Origin of the sequence: Planctomicrobium mucosum, assembly GCF_051466335.1 — a bacterium.
In the GTDB taxonomy this organism is placed as follows: domain Bacteria; phylum Planctomycetota; class Planctomycetia; order Planctomycetales; family Planctomycetaceae; genus Planctomicrobium.
Genome location: NZ_CP195793.1, coordinates 1,608,645 through 1,631,033, shown reverse-complemented (window position 1 = coordinate 1,631,033; position 22,389 = coordinate 1,608,645). Strand labels below are relative to the sequence as shown.

Annotated in this window: 15 protein-coding genes; 8 read left to right on the top strand and 7 right to left on the bottom strand. The window is 52.9% G+C overall.

What is annotated here, in order from left to right; all coding sequences use genetic code 11:
• Positions 1-114: 114 nt before the first annotated feature.
• On the bottom strand, positions 115-4,260 hold the full coding sequence (locus SH668x_RS06705; protein WP_437187928.1) for an inverse autotransporter beta domain-containing protein: 4,146 nt from the start codon (positions 4,258-4,260) through the stop codon (positions 115-117).
• Between the two features lie 435 nt (positions 4,261-4,695).
• Entirely contained in the window at positions 4,696-5,580 is an 885-nt protein-coding gene (locus tag SH668x_RS06700; RefSeq protein ID WP_437187927.1) for a homocysteine S-methyltransferase family protein, read from the bottom strand.
• Positions 5,581-5,939: 359 nt separating this feature from the next.
• On the opposite strand from SH668x_RS06700, the gene SH668x_RS06695 reads away from it, so the two are divergent.
• The 3 genes from SH668x_RS06695 to SH668x_RS06685 all read left to right on the top strand — a co-directional run bounded on the left by SH668x_RS06695 (position 5,940) and on the right by SH668x_RS06685 (position 7,980).
• Positions 5,940-6,215 (top strand): branched-chain amino acid aminotransferase, encoded by a 276-nt coding sequence (locus SH668x_RS06695; protein ID WP_437187926.1) that lies wholly within the window; start codon positions 5,940-5,942, stop codon positions 6,213-6,215.
• A gap of 143 nt (positions 6,216-6,358) precedes the next feature.
• The gene (locus SH668x_RS06690; RefSeq protein WP_437187925.1) at positions 6,359-6,637 is read left to right on the top strand and encodes a branched-chain amino acid aminotransferase; all 279 of its coding nucleotides are present in this window, start codon (positions 6,359-6,361) and stop codon (positions 6,635-6,637) included.
• Positions 6,638-6,990: 353 nt separating this feature from the next.
• Complete coding sequence (locus SH668x_RS06685; RefSeq protein ID WP_437187924.1) at positions 6,991-7,980, top strand: DUF3592 domain-containing protein; 990 nt, start codon at positions 6,991-6,993, stop codon at positions 7,978-7,980.
• Between the two features lie 74 nt (positions 7,981-8,054).
• Here SH668x_RS06685 and SH668x_RS06680 read toward each other — a convergent pair whose 3' ends face one another.
• From SH668x_RS06680 to SH668x_RS06670, 3 genes are all read right to left on the bottom strand, one after another.
• On the bottom strand, positions 8,055-9,422 hold the full coding sequence (locus SH668x_RS06680) for a sigma-54-dependent transcriptional regulator (RefSeq protein WP_437187923.1): 1,368 nt from the start codon (positions 9,420-9,422) through the stop codon (positions 8,055-8,057).
• Positions 9,423-9,694: 272 nt separating this feature from the next.
• Positions 9,695-10,975, bottom strand: coding sequence for an acyltransferase family protein (locus SH668x_RS06675; RefSeq protein ID WP_437187922.1), 1,281 nt, complete (start codon positions 10,973-10,975; stop codon positions 9,695-9,697).
• A complete protein-coding gene (locus tag SH668x_RS06670; RefSeq protein WP_437187921.1) occupies positions 10,972-12,183 on the bottom strand; it encodes a GNAT family N-acetyltransferase in 1,212 nt (403 codons plus the stop codon). The genes SH668x_RS06675 and SH668x_RS06670 overlap by 4 nt, the downstream gene beginning before the upstream one ends.
• Before the next feature lie 284 nt (positions 12,184-12,467).
• Between SH668x_RS06670 and lpxD the strand changes: the two genes are divergently transcribed.
• The 4 genes from lpxD (at position 12,468) to SH668x_RS06650 (ending at position 16,793) form a co-directional block, all read left to right on the top strand.
• A complete protein-coding gene (gene lpxD, locus SH668x_RS06665) occupies positions 12,468-13,547 on the top strand; it encodes a UDP-3-O-(3-hydroxymyristoyl)glucosamine N-acyltransferase (protein ID WP_437187920.1) in 1,080 nt (359 codons plus the stop codon).
• A 22-nt stretch (positions 13,548-13,569) separates the two neighbouring features.
• Positions 13,570-14,475, top strand: a complete 906-nt coding sequence (locus SH668x_RS06660; RefSeq protein WP_437187919.1) for an LpxI family protein — start codon at positions 13,570-13,572, stop codon at positions 14,473-14,475.
• Positions 14,476-14,763: 288 nt separating this feature from the next.
• Entirely contained in the window at positions 14,764-15,435 is a 672-nt protein-coding gene (locus SH668x_RS06655) for an ABC transporter ATP-binding protein (RefSeq protein WP_437187918.1), read from the top strand.
• Positions 15,432-16,793, top strand: coding sequence for an ABC transporter permease (locus SH668x_RS06650; protein WP_437187917.1), 1,362 nt, complete (start codon positions 15,432-15,434; stop codon positions 16,791-16,793). The genes SH668x_RS06655 and SH668x_RS06650 overlap by 4 nt, the downstream gene beginning before the upstream one ends.
• An 89-nt stretch (positions 16,794-16,882) precedes the next feature.
• Here SH668x_RS06650 and SH668x_RS06645 read toward each other — a convergent pair whose 3' ends face one another.
• The gene (locus SH668x_RS06645; protein ID WP_437187916.1) at positions 16,883-17,431 is read right to left on the bottom strand and encodes a flavoprotein; all 549 of its coding nucleotides are present in this window, start codon (positions 17,429-17,431) and stop codon (positions 16,883-16,885) included.
• Positions 17,432-17,513: 82 nt separating this feature from the next.
• A complete protein-coding gene (locus SH668x_RS06640; RefSeq protein ID WP_437187915.1) occupies positions 17,514-20,996 on the bottom strand; it encodes an FtsX-like permease family protein in 3,483 nt (1,160 codons plus the stop codon).
• Positions 20,997-21,344: 348 nt separating this feature from the next.
• Here SH668x_RS06640 and SH668x_RS06635 point away from each other — a divergent pair, with 348 nt between their 5' ends.
• Positions 21,345-22,331 carry a DUF1207 domain-containing protein gene (locus SH668x_RS06635; RefSeq protein ID WP_437187914.1) on the top strand — a complete coding sequence of 329 codons (987 nt, stop codon included), beginning with the start codon at positions 21,345-21,347 and terminating at the stop codon, positions 22,329-22,331.
• Positions 22,332-22,389: the final 58 nt, after the last annotated feature.

Here is a 22,389-nt window from a genome sequence, read left to right as displayed (position 1 = left end):
AGCCCCCTGAAAAGGGAATCGGCCTGAGAGAAACCCTCTGTTATTCAGTCACACCGAATAATCAAAGTTGCTTCTCTCAGGCCAATTCAACCCGCATCCAAAGCTATAGAGTCCTTACGGATAGTTGAATCCGTTTACTTGGATCACAGTTCCGCCTGAGGAACCGCCTGGCATTTCGAAGTTGTAGAAGAACGGCACAAAATCGGTCAGGAGATTTCCATTTGAGTAAATCTCGTTGTTGCCAGCTGAGCTGCTCAGGAGAATTGACCCCTGAACCACCTGGAACAGAATCCCGTGCTCTGTAATCGCATCGTCGATATTCACAGTTCGGGTGATCGTGTTTCCACCGATTCCGACAGTTGTCGCTCCACCGGTGCCTACGATTCGAGGAAAGACGATCGCTCGACTTCCAAGCCCGGAGAACTCCATCAGGTTGTTGTTAATCGTGATTCGATTTCCGGAGGAAAGGAAGGTGAGATCAAGTCCGGTAGACTGAGCTCCCGCGAATGCAAAACCGCTTCCTGCGATCGGTTGATTCAAAGCATTCAGTGACCTGTTTCCACTGACATTGAAGGTCGATGCCTGACTCATATTGGCCCGAATTCCTGTCGCCGTGGCACCCGCTGCACTCATTGAGTTCCCGGTGTAATTGATGGTCGAAGTTCCATTGATGGCCAGATCGACCCCAATTTGACCAAGTCCACCCTGCAATACAAACTGGTTTCCAGTGATGTTAGCAGTTGTCGCACCTTGCCAGTTCACATTCAAAGCAGCCCCGCCGTTTGTACGGCTGGAAACCACGGTGTTAGGACTTGAAGCGACACCAGCAGGACCATTGTTCAGGAAGTCCAGAGTCAAGGCGACCGGGTTCACCAATCCTGGACCGGTGCGAATATTGATCATATCCGCAGTCGCAGCAGTTGTCCCATCGGTGATGTTGTTATTCGAGATCTCGAAGTTATACGCGAGTCGGTCAAGTGAACCATTTCCATCGGTATCACGATCACTGACAGTAGCGACCAGATCGATCTGCTCTTCATTCGCTCCGATGCCATTTCCAGACAATGTTGAGTTGCTGATTCTGACATTGTTCACGTTCTGAGCAAATACTCCCTCGGAATTCGAGTCACTAATCCCGACTCCATTCAAGACCAATCCGGTTGTCGCCCCGGAGCGGGTGAAGAGCCGTTGGGCTTCAACACCACGTTCGTTTCCGGTCATATTGATGAACGCCAGATTCGCCAGATTCGTATCCTGGAAGAATGCACCAGCGCCTGACATTCCGGAAATCGTTCCACCGCTGCCGGCAACCGAGTTCAATCCTGTAACCCGGAACGCTCCGACGCTGTTGTCCACAAAGATACCGAAGTCTGAACCTGTGGCGGAGATGGAAGTCAGAGCGATGTTGTGTCGCTGAGCGGTCGTCGCCAAGGCTGTTGTAAACGCCTCGATGGCTCGAGCACCCGTTGAATCCAATGTACCGTTGTTGACAGCCACAAACGCGTTGTCGGTGAACGAGACACCAACAGCATCGGTACTGGAAACGTTCAATGTATTGAAGGAGACACCGGATGTTGCATTCAGATTATTATTGACGCGAACACCGAATGACCCAGCTCCTAACTGGTTATTCACGTTCAACCCGACAAATCCGATGGCAGCAGTCGCTGCATTGTCCTGGATATCAACCCCGTTCGCGAACGAGCCGAGCTGATTGTTCACGACGGTCGTTCCAGCAAAAGCAGCCTGGCCAGCGTAATCGAAGATTCGAATACCCGCACCATCTGTCCCGACTGACCCTGCCGATCCTCGATTGCTGATGTTCACACCTGCTGTCACCACGCGGAAGCCCGCTTTGGTCACGTCGTGAATGTTCAATGAGGTTCCATTGCTAATCCCGTTGATGACTGCATTTGTCAGTGTCACTTGAGCAATATCAGTTCCAACCGGAGCGGCCAGACCTGAAGTAATCTCGACACCGTCACCCAATCCCCCGTTGATGTTGAGTGCATTGGAGAATGCGAGTCCGCCAGAGTTCGACTGGAACAGCACTGCAGATTCCGTCCCTGCATGGCCGGCTCCCAGCCCGTTGATATTCACATTTCCTCGGAAGTTCACAAGATTTGTTGCAAGTGCCCCGGTACCACCGTCCGCTGAGTCCACAACATAGACGCCGTGCCCACGACGACCTGAGATATTCACGTCGCCCTGGAACAGTACACTTCCGGCAGACTGCAGTCGTTCGACGACAATCGCGTCGCCTCCGAGCACAGCGTCAATTCCGTTGATATTCAGTGCATCGAGGAACGTCACCGCTCCGCTATGATTTCGAATATAGACTGCACCGGTTTCGATTTCTGTACCGACAGGAGCCGGAACAACAGTGTTGGTCAGAGTTGTTGCTCCAAAGGTCACGTTCGCACGTGATGCTCCCGGAGCAGACCCAGAGACTCGGATCCCCTGACCACCAGTGTCGCTGACGTTCAACGCACTGAGGTTGATATTTCCGCCATTCGTATCTTCAACGTTAACAGCGTAGCCGTGTGAGGCATGAGTATTTGATGTGTTATCGAGTGACGATCCACCGACGAATGTGACGTTCGCACTTCCGCCAGTCACATTCAGTGCGTTCCCTTCAATGTTCTGAATTGAGACATCTGAGAACGTGAAGGTTCCCAGTGCTCCGTTCAGATCCACACCATTTCCGCCGCTGACGTCCGAAATCCTGACGTCCTGGATTGTTCCGTTCGTGGCTCCGGGAGAGATCGTGAGTCCGTTCCCGCCTGTTGTTCCTTGAACATTGAACCCGGCGAACGTGGTATTATTCGCTGAGATTGTCACCGCGTTGCCCGCGACACCCTGAATCAGAGGTGTATTGAATGGAGTCGCTGTCACAGTCGGCAGGAAGGCACCACCCGGCAGACCAACGATCGGAATCGAGACATTTGGATTCGCCTGCTCTCCGATCACCCGAATTCCATCGCGATTCAAGTTGATCTGCTCATTGATCACACTGTTTCCACGTACGTAGTGGATGAAGTCGGAAGAACTTGCTCCAGTCGCGTTAATGGCAGCCTGAAGACTCTGGAATGGATCAGCCAGTGTTCCATCTGTCCCGCCAACATTTGTCGTATCGACCTGATAAATGACATAGCGGTTGCCAGTCTCCGGATTCACGGCGAACTCGCGAGCAGACAGAGCGCTGGTCTCTTTCGCTACGACGGTACGATTTCTTCTGACCCATTCAGCCAATCGGTTGTACTGGCTGTGACCGATCCGCGGACGATGTTCCAGCTTGCCCCAGTAGTTGATATCTGCGACGAAGGCGACTGTCGTCTTGAAGGTCTTGTCATCATTCACCTCAAGGAACATGTGTGACAGCCGTTCAAACAGATCGATGTCGAAACGCGCTCGCCATCCATATGTTTCATCAATTGTGCCGTCTTTGGCCTTATACCCGTAGAAACCTGCAGAGGCTTCAAGGTTGATCGACTGTGCAAAATCACCAGGTAGCGGAATCGTGAAGAGTGTGTCGAACCCTTCGAGAGCGGTCGCTGCGAAGATTCTTCGCTGGAACGAGAGATAGGTTCCTTGAGCTTCACCGGGTCCAACGTCACCGAGTGGACGATCCGAGAACTGTTGTGATCCCTGCTCAAATCTCTGACTGAGGATCTTTGTGGTTTCACCGTACGGAACATACATGTTTCCACGAATGTCGAGGAACTCGCTCAACAACTCCCCACCGATGCCCCACTGATGGAATGTCTTTCCGCGGGTGTTGTCGATATCGAGCCAGCCGCTACCGCCGATAATCGAATTCAATCGCGGCATGTAGTAGCGGGCCCCTGCTCCAAGAGAGCCGCCGGTCTTCCCATCGTTCCCGACCATGATTCGGCCTTCCCCGAACAGGTAGAGATCATCGACGAAGATGTAAGGGGAGAGGTCGAAACTCTGAATAGGCTGGCTTTGTCCGACTGTTGTTCCAGCTTGGGCAGCAAATCGCCCTTTCACACCGAAGCCACCGACTGCCGGCGGTTCATCGGCATAGTTGGAATAGCCAAACATGCCGTTGTTCCCATTCTCTGGATAGGAAGCAGATCCAGAAAACTGGTTGTTGAACAACGTGTATTGCTCGGCACCACTAGCACTAGACTCTGCCGGAGCAGGTTCCTGTGCCGAAAGCGTTTGCTCAAATCCCCAGATACCAGATACCGCCAGGCAAGCTGCCAGACTCCGAGACCAGCGTTTCACAATGATCATGAAAGAGGACTTTCGAGTTTCCAACAGAGAACCACGAGTTCTGGGTAACGGACGCCTCACAGGCATGGGAAGTCCCGCTTTTTGATTGTCCGAAGCAAAAATCATGTCATGGCCCTCATCGAGAGGCGGATGTTGCGGAAAACGAGGAGTGGAACCCCGCTGCGGTAGTCGATGCAGTGACGTGTCGGAAACGCGTGAACTCGATGGTCGACGATTCATGTTCGAAACTGCGTGGACTGAACCGGCATGCGGCAAGGAAGGGAAACCGTTCGAGCTTCGCGAGGAAACTCATCACGGTTGGAGGAACTGATGGGATGGGGGGAAGGGTAGATCGTCGGAACCTAATTCAAGGTTCAAACTGCGGGAAGAGGGAGTCTCGAAGGAATCTCGGAAAATTCTTTCGTGGGATGCCTCAGCAGCGGCAACAGCACAAGCTCATCGCGCTCTGTAAATCTTTTCATAAATTGCAGATATGTGATCCGGTGTAGTGCCACAGCACCCACCAATCAACTTCAATCCAACGTCAATCCAGTGCATCGCAATTTCGGCGTAAACTGCCGAAAAAACGCCTTGAGTTGATTCCCAACTCCCGTTTGTCAATAGCCTTCCGGTATTTCCGTACGCTCCTAATGAAATTCGCACTGACTCGTTGAGAACCGGGGCAAGAAGGGTGAGAACGTCTTCCGCTGGAACGCAATTCACCATGAAAAGGTCCGGTGATAATGGGAGAATCGCATCGTAAGCAGCGAGCAGCGGTTCCCCTGAAAGGAGTTGCCCTGCCGAGTTACACACAAAGCTGACTCCAAACGGAACGCCTGTGCTCGCCGCTGCACGAGCAGCGGCGAGAGCCTCACAAATCGTGAGCTGAGTTTCAATTAAAATGAAGTCAACTCCGGCATCTGCCAGGCAATCCACCATCACTGAATGTTCGCGTTCAAGTGCTTCAGCCTTCGGGACCATCTGTGGTGAATAGCAATCTCCCAGCGGTGCAACCGACCCCGCGACATACCGATCCTCTCCAGATGCGTCTCTCGCAATTTGCACTGCCAAACGTGTCAGTTCTTCTCCAGAAACATCACGGTTCAGCAGTCGCACATTCCGTTCGTGGGTGCGAAAAGTATTCGCTGTGATCATGTCGGCTCCCGCATCGGCATAATCGCGATGAACCCGCCACAACGTCTCTGGCTGATCGACGATGACCCCCGCCGTCCACGAGGGAACGTTCAGGTCAATCCCTCGACGGGTGAGCTCTGTCCCTGTCGCACCATCGAGGATGAGAGGTCGACTCTGCTGAAGTCGTTCACGAATTGGAACTCTCATTTCCTCATCCTCTCGCAATGCCAGAAACGTTGCTGCCGAATGCCACCAACGTTTCCCACAAGCAACACCACACGCAGCATATGACGCGACAACAACTTACGCGAAGTACCCGCTTATAAAGTCACTTCTAACCCGACGACACCCGTTGCCGCAAAGCAACATCACAACCAGTCCCAATGAACCCCCGAAGCAAACCGACAACTTTTCTTTACATCACACAACACGATAAGCACCAAGCACTTAGAAAACAAATAGTAAAAGCCGACACGCTCGATTTACACATTGTTCAAAGTTCTGGCACACCCCCTGCTTTGTCTTTCAGTATCAAAGTCAACACCCCCCAACTGAAAGAAAACAACATGACAACTCTCAACGCTCTCCTGAATGACGAAGCTGGATTCATCGTTTCTGCAGAACTCGTTCTGATCTCGACAATCGCGGTCCTTGGACTGATCGTCGGACTCAGCGAAGTTGCTCTCAACGTCAACAACGAACTCGAAGATGTTGGCTCTGCCTTCGCCAGCATGGATCAGGGATTCAAAGTCCGCTGCCACAACGGGCATGGTGGCCAGACAGCTGGAAGCCGATTCTACGACGAAGTTGACTTCTGTGCCGGACAGAACGACATCAACTAATCGACTGAATCACCCGGCGTCCCGAAATTGGAACACAACGGGGCTCACGAGACTGAAACGGATTTCAACAAGTAGCGTTTTTCTTCTCATCGCGTGCTGCGAACCCTCGACCTGAAATCAATACTCAAGAAATCACATTTGCCATGAACGCTTGCCTGAACCAACTGATTAACGACGAAGCCGGTTTCATTGTCTCTGCCGAACTTGTACTGATTGCCACAATCGCGGTCCTCGGGCTGATTGTCGGACTCGGCGAAGTCGCTCTCAACGTCAACAACGAACTCGAAGATGTTGGCTCTGCATTCGCCAGCATGGACCAGGGATTCAAAGCTCGCTGCCATAACGGGCACGCTGGCCAAACCGCTGGAAGCCGATTCTATGATGAAGTCGACTTCTGTGCCGGACAGAACGACATCAACTAAAGCTATCGCTCCCCCACTGAAGTGCAAACAAGCGTTTCGTCAGGTGACACTGGGGGGTGGCTGCCTGACGAATTTGAAAGGCTCTGGTCGAAATCGATCAGAGCCTTTTTTGTTTTCAACGAGATCACGTCTTCCTGTTACGGCCACATCCACCTGTCCATTGCCCCCCCGAGATAGCCGCACACCTCACGACTCGTTGAAAATAACACCACTCCGTTTTATATAATCACGTGTTTATTCTGATCGAGACGCGTTGACATCGCTCATGGCAATGCATTCCTTCACTGGAATTCGGGGGCACTTCATTGAAAGCAGATCTCTTTTGGAACGCAGGTCTCTTATTTGGTGTGTTCATGATTGGCGTCGTGATCTTGGTCACAGCCATTAAAGCATGGGAAGTTTGGCGTGCGCGGAACTGGATCCCCACTCAAGGGAAAGTGACTCAGTCCAACGTCATCAATCGACGACTGAAGAATCGTCGCGGACCATCCGACAAACGGACAGGGAATTTCCCGAACGTCGTCTATGAGTACGAAGTGGACGGCATCGTCCACCGAGGAAATACCGTCAACGTCACCCCTCACGTCCCGGACGCTGAAGTGGAGACCGTCCTCGAACGCTACCCGGTCGGTACCCCCGTCACCGTCTACTACAACCCTGCGAATCTGAAGGAAGCAGTTCTTGAACGGGATTGGCCAGCGGGGCTTGGCTACGGAGTCGTCGGGCTCATCCTGTTCATCCTTGCGATCGCATATGGTGTCCCGTGGATGCTGAATTACGCCGAGTCTCGAATCGCTCCAGAGTTGCCACATCCCGAACGAGGCTGGCTGGTCGTACTCAGTGCCGCTGCGGGCGTTTTTCTTCTGTGGCTCTACGCAGCCTTGCAGATTGAACACACCCGCTCGCGCAGATGGCCTTCTGTCAAAGGGAAGATTCTGAGTTCCGGCATTGAAGCCTTCCGGGAGCTTGGCAGAGGAAACGGTTCGATCAAACCGATTCGATTTCGCCCCCGGGTGGAATACGAATATCAGGTTGACGGAAGACGATACCAGGGGGACCGAATCAACTTTGGGAGCGGGATGACCGGTGCGATTCGTTCCTCTCATCGCGAGGAAGGGGTCAACATTATTGATCGCACAGGAGGACGTGCGGGCTCCTATGCCCCGTTCGGATGGATGAATCGCCTTGTCCTGAAATATCCAGTCGAATCTGAAGTGGATGTCTTTTACAACCCAGAGCAACCAGCACTCGCCGTGCTGGAAACGTCCGGGACCGGAAACTTCATTGTCATGCTGTTTGCGATTGGATTCTTCGCGTTCGCCATCGCACTTGCGATCTATTAAGCGACATTCAAATAAAAAAGGCCGCTCAACTGAGCGGCCTTCGTGGGAGTGATCCCAATGGTCACGCGAAGCGATTACGCTGCGCGTTCCTGAATGCGGTTTGAACCTGGGCCCCCACGTGGTGGGTAGCCGTACTCGCGGAGCTTACCTGAAAGGGTGCGAATTCCGATCTGCAGCGCCTTCGCTGTCAGTTCACGATTTCCACCAAAGCGTGTAAAGGTTGCCTCGATGAGTTTTCGTTCCATCTCACGCAGCGTGAGCCCTGGCAACTCGGTCGACTCTTCGTTGTGGTCGAGCCAAGGCTGGATCTCTTCGGCGTTCAACTCTGGAGTTGTTGTCAGTGAACAGCAGCGTGAAATCACGTTTTCCAGTTCACGGACATTGCCTGGCCAGTTGTAACTGAGGAGTTGCTGCAACGCACCTTCTGAAAGACGACGAATTGTTGTCCCTTCCTTCACGCTGCTCTGCTGCAGGAAGTGCTCGGCCAGAACAGGCAGGTCTTCCATACGATGTCGCAGCGATTTGATCGTCACAGTGTTTCGATCAAGAATTCGCAGCAGTTGGTGAGAGAACTTGTCCTGCTGGCACAGTTCACGCAAATCAGCAGAGCTGGTCGCAATGACTCGTGCACGCAACGGGACGTAGTTGTCACCGTTCGGGAACGCGTTGTTGAGAATAATTTCTGCGAGCTGATGCTGCTGAGCAATTGTCAGTGCTTCGATTTCTTCGAAGACCAGTGTTCCTGCAGCAGCGGCTGCGAATCGACCTTCTGAACCTTCATCGCCAAACAGTTCACGCTCGACGACGGAAGAAGTGAGCAGGCTGCATCGAATCGCCAGTAATGGCTGCCCTGGACCAGAACGGGTGAGATGAATGGCACGGGCCACTTCACTCTTTCCGGAACCAGACTCACCTGAAACGAGCACTGGGAGGTCATGTTCAGCAGCAGCATGGATCGCAGATCGCAACTCACGTGTTGCATCACTGACACCGATCAGTCCATCGAACATGCGGCCTTCCAGCTTCTGGCGAAGCTGAATGTTTTCGGTAATCAGCTGAGCACGAGCAACAGCAGAGAACAGAGCTCGGCCGATGCGTTCTGGTGTCAGAGGAGGATCAAGGACTTCACAAGTCGCACTTCGCGGAGAAGCGAGTCGTGTTCCAATCGAAGGCAGCAGGATGAACTGAGTTGGTCGTTCACCACGTCGAGCTTCTGAATCCAGCAGTTCGACTTCGGCAACCGATTCCGGCTCATCAATGACCGTGGCTGCAATGAGATCATTCATCACAAGGACACGGACTTCTGCCAGCGTTGCGACCGAAACACAATCGTAACCAGCGCGACGAATCGCCAGTTCGAGATGCTGTCTCGACGCCTCGCTCTTGGCACAGGCGACAACTTTTCCGTGAGGACGGATTGTTGCTGGAGTAGTTGAGGACATGGGATTCCTGCCGATGCCGATACAGACAAGAACCGATCGACGTCGAACTGAGAGGGTTTCGACTACGGCCGTTGCTGAATCAGCGTGGGGTGATTGAGATTTGGAATTGAGATGAGGTAGGTCTGAGAGAGGAGGCGGGGTGATATCTTGATCGGCAGAAAAGTGTCAATGCGGCTTCAGATGATTTTTTAGAATCTTCAGAGTCGTTTGGTAAAAGATTCAAGATTCGACTGCAAAACGATTCCGGATCTCACCATCACACAGCATGAGAATCAACAACTTTCAGGAGATGTTGAAGTTGATTTCGTGTGGCAATTATCAGGGTGAAACTCACTTATCCCATGGTCAAGATCCCCTGTTTTCGCATCAGGTCGAGGGAAGAACTTCTTCAAGGACAAGCATGGTTGCTCCAGAAGAACCCAGCTTACCCGGGCTGCCAAAATTGTCCCAATGAGGGTCACGCCGAAGATGCTCCACCCACGGAGTGAATCAGGAAGAAGCGACCAATCGAACTCCATCACTCCCCAGTACACAAATCGATGGAAGACGTAGATTGCGTAGCTGTATTTCCCAAGAAGCGTGAGCACCCGGAAAGAAAGGACCTGAGCAACGAGATGCTGCTTGGGCACAACCTGAGCCGCACCAATCAGCATGGCGAATGCGAATGCCAGAATGGTGTGGCCAAATGAAGTCGCTGGATAGGACTCACTTTTCAAAATAGGGAAGACAGCATCGATGACCACAACTGCACAAAACGAGAAGACTGCCAGCGATGGAAGCCAGGCAGCCAACCTCTCTCGCACTCCCGCAGATCTGAGCGCCACAGCCAACAGCGCTCCGATGCAAAGTCCATCGAGGCGTGTGACCGTCATGACGAAAACTGTCACCGGAGAAACACCTTGTGAAATCAGAACGAGACGAAGCCCGAGTGAGAAGAGGCTCAATCCCAGGCATAGCCACCCCAACGATCGCCTTGCGAAATAGGCAACAGCAAACGGCCACACAAGGTAGAACTGTTCTTCAATGGCGAGAGACCAGAAATGTTTGATCGGTACCCCTGAAGGCCACGCCTGCTGCCACGCATAGAACCAATTTTGTGCATAGAACCAATACCAGATCTGGTTCTGGCGCGCCGCCTCAAAATCCGCTGCAATTGTTCCCGTGGAGCCCCACATCCAAAGTCCAAGGGGAATCACACAGAAGACCGTTATTAAAGTGGCGTAGTACAGGGGAAAAATTCGTACGACGCGGCGCAGCAAAAAACTCTTCCAGTAGCCGGCATGACCACGGGTTTCCAGCAGAACTCCCGTAATCAAAAAGCCTGAAAGCACAAAGAAGAGATCAACTCCGGACCATCCTGCAGAAGCGACCTTTCGAGCTGCAAAAGTCACAGGATTGCCTAAGGGATCCAGCTTCAGGCAGTCATACATCAAGACCAACAGCACAGCGATTCCCCGAACTCCGTCGAGCGGAGCACAGTGCTGATTGAAGTCCAGACGTTCAGTGTCAACTTTCGGCCAAAGCCTCTGAAGCCAACCGACTGCACGACTCATTCCTGATCCTGATTCTCTCTTGGGTGAAATAGACTCCACGAAACGGCACCCATTCTGTTCTTCATCCAGCGTAAGCCCGTCAGCATCGAGGCGGTCACGCTGGCAACCGGGCTTGTTAAATACGTTCTGGAGCAAAACGACCGTCGATGTGGCCAAACTCGCTCAATAAAAGAACCGGGCATCGAGCAACTGTCGATCATCTGAATCTCAGGAAGCGATTCTGTTGCTTCCATTGCAGTCAGATATTTGATGAGAAATCCCGGAGCGCCTCGCTCCATTGCAGGATCCCATCCCAACTTGAAGGCGTAAGCAGAGTCCCCAGAGACCAGATGGGCCACGCTTATGACCGCTCGTTCATCTACCAGGAGTCGAGTGAAGAACACATTTTGGTTTTGATTGAGATTGGAAATCATCGACAGAAAGAACTGTTGCTCTGCTGACGATGCGGCGATGGCAGTCCCGTGGGACATTTTCCATCCCATGCTTTCCAGTCGAACCAATTCAGATGCACAAGTATCGATCCGGTCGAAGTCTCGCACGATTTCGTATCGAACGTCCCCGAACTTCTCCAACTCACGCCGACTTCTTCTGAGGCTCTTAATGCGTTTCAGCGAGAGATGAGACTGAACGTCCGCCTGAGAGGACTCCGAGAAATTCATGCTGGCGCGTGACCAGCAGGTTCCTTTGACACACCCGACGCTTAGTTCGATTGATGTTTCATCGAAGATTCTGGAGATCGATTCCTGATTGGGAAACTTCGGAAAATCGACTGCATGCCACTCGTGCCGGCCGTGAATCAAAAAGTCCCAGAACCGCTCGACCGCATGCTCTTCCATCCCTTGTCGGAACAGCGGAGCATCGAGGTAGGTATGCGGTGTTTTCCACGACCGAAGGTGTCGCAGCGGCATCCTGCGGGAAGCGAACCGATTTTCGAATACACCCAGAAACTGCAATTCTCGATTGTGTTCGACGGTCAGAATCAGGGGATCTGCGACAGTCCGAAGCTGTGCCGCAGCAGCCATGACAAATCCGGATGAGAGAAACGGATTGGGAGAACTGGCAACCTGTTCGAGATCCTTCCATTGACGCAGAAACGAGGGGTTGACTTCGCCCAAAGATCGGACCCGAACCTTCCAATCATTGGCGCCTTTGGCGCGAAACGGTGACTCATGTATCCCCGAGTCCTGAATATCTAACCGATCACTCATTGATACATCAAACGGCCAATGGATTTTACTCGTGAACACGGTGCCCAATTGTCGCGGTTTTCCATAGACACCGCGGCTCAGGGTGTTCCCGAACCATACGTCGTGAAACACCTAGAGGTGCAAAAACATTCGCGCTAGCGACTTCAACTTCTGCATTTTCTGCGGATTAGGCAGCCAGAAACACTCCTGACGGAAAATCCAATCTTGCCCGAAATTCCGAAATCCACTAGAAGGCTCTGTCCCAGACTTCCATGATGGAATTCAACACAGCAAGGATGCGCCGTATGTCCTTTTCAGTTAAAGACTTAGCAGACCGTGTCGGCGGTATTGTTAAAAGTCAGACTGATACTCAGCTTCAGGATGTTGCCCCTCTTCCCACCGCCGGGGCGAAGCACGTCACATATGCTGAAGCACGAAAACAGCTTCCGCTTCTCCAGAAAAGTGAAGCTGGCGCCGTCTTTGTAAACGCTGATCTTGCATCTGCTCTGCCTGATTTCCGTATTCCACTTATCGTTGTGAAAGATCCTCAGCTCGCATTCATCTCCGCGATGCTGTTATTCCGCCCGCAGCGAGAACGTCCGCAAACTGGAATCTCTCCGGAGTCCAGCGTCCATCCATCCGCAAAATTCGGAAAGGATTGCCACGTCGCTGCTGGTGCCGTCATTGGTGCTGATGTTGTGATGGGCGACCGTTGTCATATCGGTCCGCGAGCCATTGTCGGCGAAGGTTGCGTCCTCGGGGACGATTGCATCATCGATGCTCAAGTCGTTCTTTATCACGACATCACTCTCAAGAACCGGGTCATCGTGCAGGCGAACACTGTCATCGGCGCAGATGGCTTTGGGTACCGCTTCGTGAACGGAGCGTTCCACAAGATCCCGCACACTGGCACTGTCATCCTCGAAGACGATGTTGAAGTTGGTGCTTGTGCCACCATCGATCGCGGCATGATCGAAGCAACTGTGATTGGTGAGGGGACCAAGATCGACAATCAGGTCATGATCGCCCACAACTGTCAGATCGGAAAGCATAACGTTTTCGCTTCGCAGGTCGGACTAGCTGGTTCGGTCGTCACAGGTGATTACGTTCAGATGGGCGGCCAGGTTGGCGTGGCTGACCATTGCTACATCGGAACAAAGGTCAAACTCGGCGGGAAAGCTGGCGTGATGGGGCACATCCCCGAAGCGGGGACTTACCATGACATCCCGGCGATCCCAGAGAAAGACGCTCTAAAAAACCACCTGAATATCCGTAAGGTTCCTGACCTGCGTAAACAGGTTCAAGCACTGACCGCCCAACTCGCCGAATTGCAACAACAACTCTCCTCCCTTTCAGAACCTCAACAGGCGCGTTCAGCAGCCTGAATCTGATCGATACGAAGTCATCATGTCGGACTCCTACCGAGAACGCCTGCTACCGATAACCCCCAGACCGGGAGACCGCGTTGGTCTTCTCGCTGGCTGGGGGCGTTTTCCTGTCGTGTTTGCACAAGCAGCCCAGGAAATGGGGTTTTCTGTTCAATGCCAGGGGATCGAGGGGCTTGCCTCTCCTGAGTTGATCGATATTTGCGACCATTACAGTCCAATCCCACTGGGCAAGATCGGACGTGCGATTCGGCATTTCCGACGTCGAGAAGTGCTCAATGCAGTGATGGCAGGAAAGATCGAGAAACGGGTTCTGTTTGATCCGTTTCTTTTCTGGAAGATGCTTCCGGACTGGCGAACACTGAACATGTGGTTTCGGTATTGCACTGAAAACAAGAAGGACGACACGCTCCTCCTCGCTGTCATCCGTGAATTTGAACGAGATGGAGTTCACTTCCGTTCTGCGCTCGATTTCTGCCCGGAGATTCTCGTGAAACATGGCTTTTTAACACGTCGACATCCAACTCCTGCTCAGTGGAAAGACATTCGATTTGGGTGGGATCTGGCCAAAGAAATGGGCCGACTGGATATTGGGCAGACCATCATCGTCAACGATACTGCCGTCATTGCTGTCGAGGCGATCGAAGGAACTGATGAGTGTATTCGACGCGCGGGGACGCTTTGTCGCCGTGGTGGAATGACAATTGTCAAAGTCGCAAAGCCAAGCCAGGACATGCGATTTGATGTCCCAACTGTCGGCGTACAGACAATTCAAACGATGCGTGAAGCGGGTGCCCGGGTTCTGGCTCTCGAAGCCGGCATGACAATTCTGCTCGATGAAGCAGAAGTGATCAAACTTGCGGACAAGCTGGGAATCGCAATTGTTTCAGTGAAAGCTGAAGAACTCATGCTTCGCGCTGCGGGATAGCATCCCCACACCACATGCTTTTGCAATTGAATTGCATTAAAGGCGACCGTCTGCTACCGTGGTTCTCATCGGGGGTTACCACGAAGACTCTGAATTCGCAGAAGGCTTCAGAATCGCGGTGCTGATTCTCTCAGCTCACCGCAGAGATCTCTTTGAAACCGATCCCTGTCAATCCATTCCTGCGTGGTAGACCAGCACTCATCAATGAGTGATAATTGCGACCGGAAACAGTCTCCGCGGGGATCGGCCAACGCTGATCTTTGTCGGCAGCAACGATGGGGGGGGGGTATGTCGCTCGAACTAAAGCAGATTCAAAAGAGTTATCGCGAACCAGCGGGAGGAGTTCTTCCCGTGTTGAATGTTCCTGAATTCGCACTTTCTCAGGGGGAACAAGCGGTTCTCCTCGGACAAAGCGGTGGCGGTAAAACCACGCTGTTAAACATTATCGCAGGAATCACCCTTCCGGATGCGGGCAGTGTGATTGTGGATGGGACCGACCTGACCAAGCTCGTCGAACCGTCTCGAGACCGTTTCCGTGCGGAACGAATTGGAATCGTCTTCCAGACCTTCCACTTGCTGCCCGCGTTCACTGCACTGGAAAATGTACTCCTCGGCATGGCATTTTCCGGACGCGCCAACAGAACCTTCGCCAAGCAGCTCCTCGAGAAGGTCGGACTCGGAAAACGTCTGCAACACCGCCCTTCACAGCTGTCGGTTGGAGAGCAGCAACGTGTTTCCGTCGCGCGCGCTCTGGCCAACAACCCCAAGCTGATGCTTGCGGACGAACCAACAGCCAGCGTCGATCCAGCCAATCAGTCGACGATTCTTAACCTTCTGCGTGATAGCTGCCGCGAGCACGGTGTCTCGTTACTACTGGTCACGCACTCGAAGGAAGTTTCAGAACAATTCGACCGTGTTGAGCAACTCGGTCAGATCAATCAGGTGGGGGTGACCCAATGAACCTGTTCACCATCGCCTACAAAAGTATTCGTCAGCGTTGGGTCGCTTCGACGCTGACCAGCATCAGCGTCGCGCTCGGTATTGCATTGATGATCGCCGTGATGATTCTCAACGGTGTCATCACACGAATCTTCAATCAGTCCGGAAGTGGTTACGACTTGGTTGTGGGTCCGAAAGGAAGTGACCTGCAGCTTGTCCTCAGCACCATTTACCACATTGAAAACCCAATCGAGAATCTTCCGTGGCGATTCTACAAAGAACTCGCTGCCAACCCGACAGTGGAACGTGCCATCCCGGTCAACATCGGAGACACAACGGAGGTCGGAAACTTCCCGATCGTCGGGACGACTCCCCAATATTTGCTGGTTGATTACGTTCCCGGGAAACAATTCCAGATCAAGGGGGATGGGCTGCGCGGCACCTGGGACTCAGTGATCGGTTCCCAAGTGGCCCGCCAAAACAAATGGACCATCGGGTCGAAGTTTAAGATGGTTCACGCGGGAGATGACGGGCACGTTCATGATGAAGAATTCACAGTCAAAGGGATTCTTGCTCCGACTGGCACGCCCAACGACCGAACGGTCCTTGTTCATATTGACGGGTTCTTCGCGATTTCCGGGCACGACAACCCTGTCGAACAGGCAATCGCTCGAGAGGCACTGTTCTACGGCCAATCAGAAGATGAGATCAAAGAGTTCTACAAAGACGACCTGATCGAAATCGCCAAGCATGCACATCATGACCATAGTGGCCACGACCATGCGCATGATCATCATCATGGTCCGACCTCGGATCTCCAGAAGGAAGTGACGAGCGTCCTGCTGGTCATGAAAGGGGAAGGGTTCCGTTCAGCCAATGCGGCGATGGCCCTGCAAAACAAGCTCAAGCAAGGTTTTCAAGCGCAAGCAGCGAATACAGTCAGTGTCATGCAACGTGTCATGACAAACCTCGTCGGTAATGTTCGCGATGCGTTTCTGTACCTGACCGGCCTGATCATCGTGGTCTCAGGCATCGGGATCTTTGTGAGCATCTACAACTCGATGGCTGATCGCAAAAAGGAAATTGCCGTCATGCGGGCACTCGGAGCACGTCGGGCAACGGTCCTTTCAATCATCCTCGTCGAGTCCATTCTGCTCTGTGTGCTAGGGGGAATTCTGGGAATCATCCTGGGACATGGTCTGGTGTATCTGGCATCACCAATCATCGAAGCACGCAGCGGATTGCTGATTGATCCAGTCGCTTTCGATCCGTGGGAACTCGCAGTGATTCCCGGCCTGATTGCAATGGCGTCGTTGATCGGACTGATTCCTGGACTGACAGCGTACCGAACCGATGTCGCTGAATCTCTTCAGAGTTGATCGGTATTGTTGGTATTGAATGAAAGAAGCCGCACAGCAAACTGTGCGGCTTCTTAGTTTGCAGGTTCATGTTCTCGAACAACATGATCTCAGGCAAAGCGACGTTCGATCGCAGCGAGAATGTCAACCGGTTCCGCCATGCGCCCCGGTCCGATCACTCCGCAACTGAGATAGCCTTCCCCGGGACCAACGATTTCTATCCCGTCCTGTTTCAGCTGTTCCAGATTTCGTTGCACAGGCGGTTTAGACCACATTTCGTTGTTCATCGCAGGTGCCATCAACACGGGACACGTCACCGCCATCGCGAGCGTTGTCAGCAGATCACCCGCGATCCCGTTAGCGATACACCCCATTACATTGGCTGTTGCGGGAGTAATGACGAATAGTTCTGCCCGTCGTGCCAGCGCGATGTGCTCGCCGTAATAGTGTTCTTTAGGAGAGAATGTCTCCGTGTAAACAGGACGATCAGTCAGGGCGTGAAACGTCGTTTCTCCGATAAACTGATGTGCGGAACGAGTCATGACGACGGTCACTTTTGCCCCACGCTGCACGAGTTTGCTCACGAGATCCGCAGCTTTGAAGGCAGCAACTCCGCCACTCACACCCACAAGGATTTCTCGACCTTCGACACCTGCCATAACGTTTCTCTCTCAGAGCTTCACTTCCAGTACGACGGGGATACAGAACAGACTCCGCGCCATCCCCGGTTTCTTCTCAACTTCATTCGCCGCGTAATGTCGACAGAATCGGGGTACGTACTGCCACACGGACAGCAACGATCGCGGCGAGCATTCCCACGATAAACACCCCGATCAACAGCCCTCCCAAGCTCCCCCAGGGAACATTGGCGACTGTTGTCATCAAATGCGGAGCCATCGAAATGAGTGCTGCAATGGCGCCGCACAGCAGACCACTTCCCAACAGAAAAGCATTCTCCCAAACCACGACCTTGCCAATTTGGCCCGCCTGAAATCCGACCGCCCTCAGCAGAGCAAACTCCCCTGCCCGCTCAAGTACGTTTCGAAGCATCACGGTTGCCAGTCCGATCGTTCCCAGCAGTAACCCCAGTCCCCCGAGCGTCTGGAAGGTCGACAGGTATGTGTTCTGTACGGAAAGGAAATCCGCCAGTCGATCAGACACTCGGTCCACATCGAACCCGTAATCGCCCAGTTGCGACTCCAGAATTTGGGAGACCTGTGGTGCAGCACTTGGGTCGACATCAATCAGGAAATAACGAAATCCAGCTTGCTCCGGGAAGACTTTGAGAAAGTTCTTCTCGGACATCACCAGCACTCCCTGAAAGACGCTATTGGCAAACATTCCCGCTATCTGAAGTGAATGCTGTGGCTCATCGTCGTCTGGCACATTGACCGTCGCTCCAATCCCCTTATGCATCGAGTACATCAATGTGTTCATATCACCCAGTACGGGAATTCTCTGCTCAGGAAGAGTCTCGCGAAGCAATTCCCATGGGTGCTCCGCATGCGTATCGGCGAAGAGAAACCGATCTTCTTCGATGAGCTGATTCAGCACATCCTCAGGAACACCCAGAATCGTCGGGAGTTGAGTCTGATACAAATTCAGACAACTCGCGTTCTCCCCCAGTTTCATGCGAAATGGAAAAATCCTCGACTGATTCAACACCTGCTGGCTTTTCGGATCACTGACATTCAGCCCTGCTTTTCCTCGCCCCTCTGGAGTATTGAGGTCGTAAAGAACTGGAACATTGGTCTGAGCCACTAATGTGAATCCACCGTTCCCTGATCGCTTTCGCGGAGTATCTCCAATTGGATTCATCTGACCAGCGGCGACAGCCACGATTACGAATGTCGCACAGGCGATCAGGCTTGCGGTCATCACGCTGCGACTTCGATTGCGGGCTGCGTTCTTGAATCCGAGTCGCATTTGCCCGATTGGCTGCCCCCCTTTGATCTGCAAAGTGCTGCTCAACTTCAGCAGGAGAGACAAAGCAGCCAGACTTCCAGTCAGCATTCCAATGCCAATCAGAAAGAAGACTACGATTCTCCATGAGAACCCGCCGAAGGCTTCGACGTCGGGAACCAATCCTATCAGTGACAATACCAGTAGCAATGCTGAACCGCCCAGCCCCCCAAACGCCAGCAACTTGGAGATCCACGGAGACTTTGTCTTCCAGTTCTCTGGCATTGCCCCCGCGAGAAGGCTGCGGGAAGACTGTTGGGTTGCCTGTCTCTGGGCCCACCAGATCGCCAGGAGCGCGACGACCACTGCGAGCAAGAACCCAATCAGCAGACTCAGTGGATGTACAGAAAGATACAGGAATTTGGTTCCAATCGCTCCATACCACCAGGTCTTCAGTCCATAGATCATGATCGAGGCATATCCAATGGCGGCAGCCAAGCCAAACAACCCACCAACGCAAACGAGAATCGCCCCTTCCGAAAGGAGCATTCGCCGCACCCAATGTGGCTGTAAACCGATCGCGTTAAGCAGCCCGATTTCCTTCAAACGTTGCTCAACCCCCAATCTGAACAACAGTGCGACCAACATCGTGGCTGAGAGAATCAAAAAGAAACTGAACCCGATAAACAATCCGGTAAAGTCTGTCGTCCCTTGTGCCGCCTTCAATCCGACGAACCGGACAGGCTGCACTGCCAGACCGGTCGACGGTAAAGAAACCGAAGCGAGTAACTCTCGCTCGAAAGAACTCTTTAAGTCATCGAGTGACTCCCCTTTTGCAGGAGCGACGCGGAATGTTGTCAGCTCTCCATAACGACTCTGCCACAGCGATTTCGCCATTGAAAGCGAGACAAACATCTTCGGTGTCGTGCGGTAGTTTTCCCAGTATTCATCATCACGGTCCGTAATACGATCGCGTTTGAGAGGGAACGGCTCCCGCCAATCCGCATACGTCTCCGCATCTGTCACCCCGGGGACATCCGGAGTATATCCGCGGTCATCGGCAACCCCCTCGAGCTTCACAATTCCCGCAACCACGAAGTCCTGCTCTGCTTCGGGAAGCTCGCCACGATCGCCGACGACATGGTACTTCGTGCGGATCGTCTCCCCGACCGTCACACCGAGATCTTCTGCGAGCCATTCATTCAGATAAACCGCATTCCCTTCCAAAGGGTGGGATTCACCGACAAACTGGAACGGCCCGAACGGCGCTGAATTACTGGGATCGACACCAGCAATAACCGAATACATCGAGTGCTTTTCAGGAGATGCCTGATTCCAGATTTCGTTGAGCAGATAAACCAGAACAGGAGAGGTCTCTGCTCCAAGCTTGCTGGCACTTTCTAATGAAGAGTTGGTCACCACCGAATCAAGATACATCTGGTCACTCTCAAGAGCGATGTACCCTCGATCTGTATGTTCTACGACCTTGAGATTCAAATCAGACAGCGCGAGTTGAGAATGCAGCACTGAATTCAGACGATCTGCAGCTTCAGCGTCAACAGGAAGTCCTGGCACAGAAACAAACAAGCTGTTGATCCGGGCGAGTTTCGCAACAGGCTGAGTACGGGAGCGTTGCCGAGCCTCCAGTCCGATGACTGACTGAAGATCGGGTAAAGAGAGATAGATATTGGCTGGTAGTTGCTGCGTCGGGTTCATCCCCAGCCGTGCCAGTCCTAATTCATCCGGGGCAATCGCTGTCACCTTTAACTGCAACTCGGAGACGGTTTCGTTTCGTTCTCCCAGCAGTGAATCACGAGGAATGGCTGACGGTATTTCGACAACCAGCGAGACCGTGGCCCCGACCCCTGCATCAAGCTGACTGGCAAGGCGTTCATTCAGCACGACCTCCCCGGCCTGAGGAACTGCAATCTGAGCATGGTCGAGCAGTTCCCATCCGGAATTCGTGACCCCGTAAACATTGATCTGCCCTGCTCGAGCAACCTGATCTGCACTCTTATGGACTTCAACAGTTCCCTGCATCACCAGCACCGGAGCCACGATCGCGTCGCTGTCGGTCGAACTTCGAATCACTGCCTGAAATTCATCAGCCAGCGATTCGCGAAAGAACCTCCCCCCGAGAACCGCATTGTCGATCTTGCCGAGCCTCACATTCGACATCTCGACCAAACTGTCACGGACGGAGTCGCCGACGATGAGTGCTCCGACAATCGCTGCTGTTGCTGCGATCACTCCGAGGACGACAGCCAGATGAGTTCGCCAATAGAATTTCACGTTTTTGAGGAGAAGTTGCGCAAACGTCATCTGGCAGAACCATGTTTCGTTTCAGGAATTCAGTGCGACCAATGGCAGACGCCTCCTGATTGATTTGGCCGCGTCCAACCGGAACAACTGATTGTAACAACATTCATGATCGACAGTTATGTGGCTGGTTGCAAGATGCCTCCGCCCCGCCGCTGCCTGATCAGAGCAACGGTTTTCGAAGCACGCGAAGAACTTGTACCGATTACTCTAAGTTACGTTACAAAAAACAGTTATGACCCGCGAAGTCGGCTTCGGCAATTATTGCCGCTCAACACTCTTCTAACACGATGCATCCGGAAAAACGGGTCGACTCAAAATTGCGAAAAGCTTAAAACCTGTGACCTCACCATGTCGTTATTGACTCATCACAACACTGAAGAACATCAGCTCTCCCGAATGGGCAGAGTTGTCGCAGTGATTGCATTTCTACTTCTGTGCACCCAGGTGGCATTCGCTCAGAACCCTCCGCTCACCGGCCCATTGGAATTTCCGCAGGCAGTCGGTTACGGATCCGAATCAAACTCCATCTACGTCCCATCCTACGAATCGTACGGAACAGGTCCGTTTGAAGGGAGTGACGAGTGGACCTGGAAGTTCATGCCACAGGGATTCCTGTACCACACTTATCTCGCCAGTCAGCCTGAACCTCGACTCGCAGTGCAGGTCTTTTCTGATAGCGGTGATCGGGCACTCGTCGATTCCTTTATTGGAGGCCGCATTGGCTTTCTTCGTTTCGGCCGACAAGATTCTCCAGAGGGATTTCAGTTTGACCTGCTGGGAGGAGCAAATCTCCGCCAAACGCCCGAAACGGAATGGGACGTTGAATCAGTCCAGTTTCGGTATGACCTCGCCCTGACCTATCGGAAGGGGGCTCACGCCTGGAAGTTCGGCTACTATCATATTAGTGCTCATCTTGGAGATGAGTTCCTAATCAAAAATCCAGACTACGATCGCCTGAACTGGCTTCGAGATTCGCTTTACCTGGGCTATTCATACTTCCCGATTCCAGAACTCCGCCTGTACGGAGAAGCGGGATGGGCGTTTAACTGTGATATCTCTGATCCCTGGGAATTCCAGCTTGGATTCGAACTCGCCCCCGCATATCCGACCGGAATTCGTGGAGCCCCGTTTGTTGCGATGAACGGGCATCTACAGCAGGAACTCGACTTCGGCGGCTCGTTCAATATGCAACTGGGGTGGGCATGGCGCAGCGAAGGCCTTGCGACAGGCCTCTTGCGAACAGGAGCCTACTACTACAACGGCGGCAGTCCTCAATTCTCGTTTTACAAGCACCACGAGCAATCTGTCGGATGGGGCCTCTGGTATGACTACTGATTCCAAGCCTGCGAACATCTGGCATTCGGCTGAGACAAACTCAGTGATTGTTCAACCT

Excerpts from the sequence above, each read along its gene's own strand:
- SH668x_RS06705 (WP_437187928.1), bottom strand. The coding sequence starts at position 4,260 with ATGATCATTGTGAAACGCTGGTCTCGGAGTCTGGCAGCTTGCCTGGCG.
- SH668x_RS06700 (WP_437187927.1), bottom strand. The coding sequence starts at position 5,580 with ATGAGAGTTCCAATTCGTGAACGACTTCAGCAGAGTCGACCTCTCATC.
- SH668x_RS06695 (WP_437187926.1), top strand. The coding sequence starts at position 5,940 with ATGACAACTCTCAACGCTCTCCTGAATGACGAAGCTGGATTCATCGTT.
- SH668x_RS06690 (WP_437187925.1), top strand. The coding sequence starts at position 6,359 with ATGAACGCTTGCCTGAACCAACTGATTAACGACGAAGCCGGTTTCATT.
- SH668x_RS06685 (WP_437187924.1), top strand. The coding sequence starts at position 6,991 with ATGATTGGCGTCGTGATCTTGGTCACAGCCATTAAAGCATGGGAAGTT.
- SH668x_RS06680 (WP_437187923.1), bottom strand. The coding sequence starts at position 9,422 with ATGTCCTCAACTACTCCAGCAACAATCCGTCCTCACGGAAAAGTTGTC.
- SH668x_RS06675 (WP_437187922.1), bottom strand. The coding sequence starts at position 10,975 with ATGAGTCGTGCAGTCGGTTGGCTTCAGAGGCTTTGGCCGAAAGTTGAC.
- SH668x_RS06670 (WP_437187921.1), bottom strand. The coding sequence starts at position 12,183 with ATGAGTGATCGGTTAGATATTCAGGACTCGGGGATACATGAGTCACCG.
- lpxD (WP_437187920.1), top strand. The coding sequence starts at position 12,468 with ATGTCCTTTTCAGTTAAAGACTTAGCAGACCGTGTCGGCGGTATTGTT.
- SH668x_RS06660 (WP_437187919.1), top strand. The coding sequence starts at position 13,570 with ATGTCGGACTCCTACCGAGAACGCCTGCTACCGATAACCCCCAGACCG.
- SH668x_RS06655 (WP_437187918.1), top strand. The coding sequence starts at position 14,764 with ATGTCGCTCGAACTAAAGCAGATTCAAAAGAGTTATCGCGAACCAGCG.
- SH668x_RS06650 (WP_437187917.1), top strand. The coding sequence starts at position 15,432 with ATGAACCTGTTCACCATCGCCTACAAAAGTATTCGTCAGCGTTGGGTC.
- SH668x_RS06645 (WP_437187916.1), bottom strand. The coding sequence starts at position 17,431 with ATGGCAGGTGTCGAAGGTCGAGAAATCCTTGTGGGTGTGAGTGGCGGA.
- SH668x_RS06640 (WP_437187915.1), bottom strand. The coding sequence starts at position 20,996 with ATGACGTTTGCGCAACTTCTCCTCAAAAACGTGAAATTCTATTGGCGA.
- SH668x_RS06635 (WP_437187914.1), top strand. The coding sequence starts at position 21,345 with ATGTCGTTATTGACTCATCACAACACTGAAGAACATCAGCTCTCCCGA.